This window comes from Acidobacteriota bacterium, from assembly GCA_035471785.1.
Taxonomy (GTDB): Bacteria; Acidobacteriota; UBA6911; order RPQK01; family DATIPO01; genus JANQFM01.
Genome location: DATIPQ010000096.1, coordinates 1 through 4,219 on the forward strand (window position 1 = coordinate 1; position 4,219 = coordinate 4,219).

The window sequence follows — 4,219 nt, forward strand, 5'->3', positions numbered from 1 at the left end:
CTTGAGCCTTGCCGCGGAGGGCAGGCAGCGACTGTGTTGAAAGTCAAGCACAAGCTCCCTGAAGGGGAGCCATTCGCCAGCCCAGGGTCAGCCCCGGCGAGCGCCAGCGAGACGGCGGCGCCACCCTGGGTTTCAGACGGCAAAGGTGCGAACGCTGAAGGCGTGGGATAACGCCACAGGCTGGCTCAAAACTTCTGACCCCACTGGACTAGGAGGGTGGATCGGGCGGTGGGGGAGGCGGCCCGGCCTGGCTCGCATCGGCCTTGTTTTCGAGGCGGGCGATCAGCATGGTGAGGTCGTCGCGGAAGCGGTTTCCCTTGACGAAGTCGCGCACCTCCTTGAGGATCATCCTGCAGATCGCCTCGGGGTCTTGCCCCGCGTAACGGCGCAGCGCCTGGCGCAAGCGCTCTTCCTCGAACTGCTCCCCCGACTCGCGTTCAGCCTCGGTCACGCCGTCGGTGTAGCCGTAGAGCAGGTCGCCTGGCTTCACTCCCAACTCGCCCTGCTGGTAGGGCTGCTCCTCGCGGATGCCCAGCGGCAGTCCGCCCTCGCTCAGCTCCTCCAGTTGACCGTCCCGCTTGAGCAGCAGCGGACGGTTGTGACCGGCATTGCAATACCACAGCCGGCCTTGCTCGAAATCCAGCTTGGCCAGAAAGAAGGTGATGAGCTTGTTGGAAGGGGTGTTGAGGAAAATATGGCGGTTGAGCGTCGACATCAGTTCGACGAGGTCGGTCCGCCCGTCCGCGATCAGGGCCCGCAGACTGGCCTGCAGATAGGCCATCAGCAGTGCCGCGGGGATGCCTTTGCCTGACACGTCTCCAATGGCCAGCAAGAGTTTCCCGTCCTCGATCTCCAACACGTCGTAGTAGTCGCCTCCCACCGTATTGGCTGGGATGGATGCGCCGTAAACGTCGACCACGCCTTCTCTGCGGTATTTCTCGGGAGGCAGCAGCGTGAACTGGATGCGGCGGGCGATCATCAGGTCGCTCTTGAGCATGAGCTTGTCGGCCAGCTCCAGACCCAACAGCAGGTTGAAGAGCAGGAAGGACGCCAGCAGGTAAAATCCCGGCGAGCCCGTGTCCCTCACGAGCAGGACCATGCCCAGGACGAAGAACAAGGCGGCAACGGTGTAAATCACCCGCCGGACGGGCGAAAGCTTGAGGATGAAGCCCACGAAGAGCGCTTTTGTGCCCCGCCACAGGCGCTCGTCCCACGACTTATCCTTGAGGTCTTCCCGCTCCTTTTCGCTGGTAAAAAAGCGCCAGGCATCGCGCGTCTCGTGACGGAACAGCCGCTCGACTTCTTCACTGCTCAGGCCTTCGGTGTAGGCGCTATAGATCTTGGCCCACTTCTCCCTGCCCCAGGTGCCGTCACTCCGTCCTTGGCCGCCGCTGCCCATGGCCCCACATTATCCAAGCCGCCCACGCAGCGCAATTCCACGGGCGGGCGCTGGTATACTCTCTATCGAGATGAAATCGAAGTTCGTGGGATTAACCCTGGCCGTACTGTTCGTCGCCTACCTGCTCTGGTCCTCTCTGGGCTTAGACCGGGTGACGGTAGAGATTTGCCTCGACTACAACGGCAACAGCGCCTGCCGGACGGCTTCGGGCGCCAACCAGGAAGAGGCGGTAAGAACTGCGGTCGACGTAGCCTGCGCCGTCCTGGCCGCAGGCCGCGATGACAGCATCGCCTGCAACGACACCAAGCCCACCAGCGTCCGTCTCGTCGACTAGGAGTAGCGAGCAGCCTGAAACCGCCGAGAGCAATTGGGCTTTCACCGCGGTCACTGATGGTTGCCAGTGTGTGAACTTGTTGGAACGCTAGAGGCCTTAAGGAGAGGTTTGAACCCCGAGAAGCTTGAAGAAAACAAGCAGCCCGAACGCCACGGACCGCTGATGGCAGCCTTCGCCTCCTACCGCTGGCCCGTGACTCTAGTGGTGTTGGGATTGCTCGGCCTTGCGGCTTACGTCCTGACTCTTCAAACCGTCCGTCAGGGAGGGCAGGACGCCATCGACGCCGCCACGGAGATCGCCGCCCGCTTCCGCAGCGGAACCATCACCGAGACCTTCCGATCCGAGGCCCCCAAGGTCAGGTCCACTCCGGGGGGGAACCTTGAGGTGGCCACCGTCACCCAGACCGAAACCCTGACGCGCGAAAACGAACAACGCATCTTCTGGGACGCGGTTTCCCTAGGCACCTCCGTCTCTGAGATTCGCCTGCGAGCCACCTACCGCTACCACGTGCGCATGGACGACGACTGGCAACTCGATGTCTCGGGCCAGGTCTGCCTGGTACGCGCCCCGCCGTTGCGGGCCAGCCTGCCCCCGGCCTTCGATTCCGCCAGCGTCGAGAAGCACACCCAAAACGGCTGGCTGCGCTACGACGCCCAGCAACAGCTCGACCAACTCGAGCGCGACCTCACGGCCCTGCTCACCGAGAGGGCCGACGACCCGGACCATCTCAAGCTAGCCCGCGAAGAAGCCCGCAAGACCATCGCCCAGTTCGTCCACCGCTTTCTCCTCCAACAGAATCAATGGGGCCCGGACCATTTCCGCGCCATCATCGTAACCTTCCCCGACGACCCCGCCGATTCCGCACCCTACCGCCTGGGTATCGCCCTGACCCTGGAATCTCCCGATTAATTCAGCCTATCCGACTCATCTCACATCATCGGCGTTGGGCACGATAAGCGTGATTCTGATAATATGGGTACCCATATGAAAACGACAATCGATATTGCTGACGGGTTACTGGTCGAGGCCAAGAAAGCAGCTCGGGAAAACCAGACGACGTTGCGAGCTCTCGTGGAGGAGGGACTACGGAGCGTTCTGAAGAAGAGGTGCAAGCCCGTGGAATTCCAGTTGCGAGACGCCAGCGTCAAGGGGCAAGGGCTGCATCCCGACCTGGACGAAGGATCATGGGAGAAGATTCGCGGCAAGATCTACCGAGGGCGCGGAGCATGATCGCCGTCGATACAAACATTCTGGTTTACGCACATCGCCAGGACTCGCCATGGCACAAACAAGCGGCCGAAGTCGTACGCCGTTTGGCGCAGTCACCCGATGCCTGGGCCATTCCGTGGAGTGTCCTGCACGAGTTTCTTGCAATCGTTACCCACCCACGTATCTACCGACCGCCTACGCCGCTGCCCGCGGCGGTCGATCAAGTGTCGGCTTGGCTCGAATCTCCCAGCCTGGTTCTCCTGACCGAATCGCCTGCATACTGGCGCCATCTCCAGCACACCCTGGAGCAGGGCCAAGTCTCCGGCCCCCGAGTACACGACGCCCGCATCGCCGCTCTCTGCGCCGACCACCAAGTCGATCAACTTTGGACTTTCGACCGGGACTTTTCACGTTTCCCAACCCTCACCCCCCACAACCCCCTCATCAACACCTAAACGCCCCGAAGCTTGTGCCCTCTGCGGGTTCTGCTTTGGGATCAGGTGAAGTTGTGGCTGTAAGTTGTTTATTTTCAGCAGTTTACAATTACAGGCAAAACCGAGTGTAGACGATTTCTGCCCAGAATTTGCAGATTTCCCACCCGTTGGCTGGGCGCAAACTCCCTATTTCCGGGCTTTTTGCCGCCGAGTTTCTGACCGTTTCTGACCTAAAAGCAGAAAACATTCGCCGGATAGCCCGAGGCCAAGGCCTCACTGTGCTGGCGCTTGGCGAAGTCTTTCGCGAAGGAATCCCGGACGGATGGTCGGATGATCGGAGTAAGGACCAGATCTGATTTCAGAGGAAGAGCTTGGACGAAATGATGGTTGCTCGTGGTGGCAGCGGGCGGGTCGTGACCACAGGAGGTCGTTGCAAGCCGGGGACGCGGGCACTTCTCCTGTTAGCCTACGCCCGGGAGGACTACAGATGCGCTACGGGCACTTGTTCTGTCCTTTCCGCCCTGCGTGTGCCGGTCGCGACTTCATGGACGGCATGGAGGATGTCCGCACTGTAGTAGCGGTTTCCGCAGGAGTCGCACACGCCGATGGTGACATCTTCCATGATGATAAAGCCCGACTTGTGCTTGAAGGCCTCGCGCTTGACCAGGCGGGGGCGCACCATGCCGCCGCAGTGTTCACACCGATAGCCGTACTTTGATCCCATATCCGTTCTCACGATACTTCGTAGACGGTGATGATCAGGAAACGCCCCCCGCCTGGGAAGCGCCCTACAACTCCGACTGGAGTCTGACCGTCACCGGCTCGGCCCTCTATGACATATCT

6 protein-coding genes are annotated in these 4,219 nt (G+C 61.1%); 4 read left to right on the forward strand and 2 right to left on the reverse strand.

The features are described from left to right. Positions 1-208: 208 nt before the first annotated feature. Complete coding sequence (locus VLU25_13535) at positions 209-1,399, reverse strand: PP2C family protein-serine/threonine phosphatase (protein HSR68954.1); 1,191 nt, start codon at positions 1,397-1,399, stop codon at positions 209-211. 70 nt (positions 1,400-1,469) lie between these two features. Here VLU25_13535 and VLU25_13540 point away from each other — a divergent pair, with 70 nt between their 5' ends. From VLU25_13540 to VLU25_13555, 4 genes are all read left to right on the forward strand, one after another. Beyond that, complete coding sequence (locus tag VLU25_13540; protein ID HSR68955.1) at positions 1,470-1,733, forward strand: hypothetical protein; 264 nt, start codon at positions 1,470-1,472, stop codon at positions 1,731-1,733. A gap of 108 nt (positions 1,734-1,841) precedes the next feature. Further along, positions 1,842-2,642 (forward strand): hypothetical protein, encoded by an 801-nt coding sequence (locus VLU25_13545; protein HSR68956.1) that lies wholly within the window; start codon positions 1,842-1,844, stop codon positions 2,640-2,642. A 75-nt stretch (positions 2,643-2,717) separates the two neighbouring features. After that, positions 2,718-2,963, forward strand: coding sequence for a DUF2191 domain-containing protein (locus VLU25_13550; GenBank protein HSR68957.1), 246 nt, complete (start codon positions 2,718-2,720; stop codon positions 2,961-2,963). After that, complete coding sequence (locus tag VLU25_13555; protein ID HSR68958.1) at positions 2,960-3,397, forward strand: TA system VapC family ribonuclease toxin; 438 nt, start codon at positions 2,960-2,962, stop codon at positions 3,395-3,397. Before VLU25_13550 ends, VLU25_13555 begins: the two co-directional genes overlap by 4 nt. Before the next feature lie 460 nt (positions 3,398-3,857). On the opposite strand, the gene VLU25_13560 is transcribed toward VLU25_13555, so the two are convergent. Further along, positions 3,858-4,100: a YgiT-type zinc finger protein gene (locus VLU25_13560; protein ID HSR68959.1), complete on the reverse strand. Its 243-nt coding sequence runs from the start codon at positions 4,098-4,100 to the stop codon at positions 3,858-3,860. Positions 4,101-4,219: the final 119 nt, after the last annotated feature.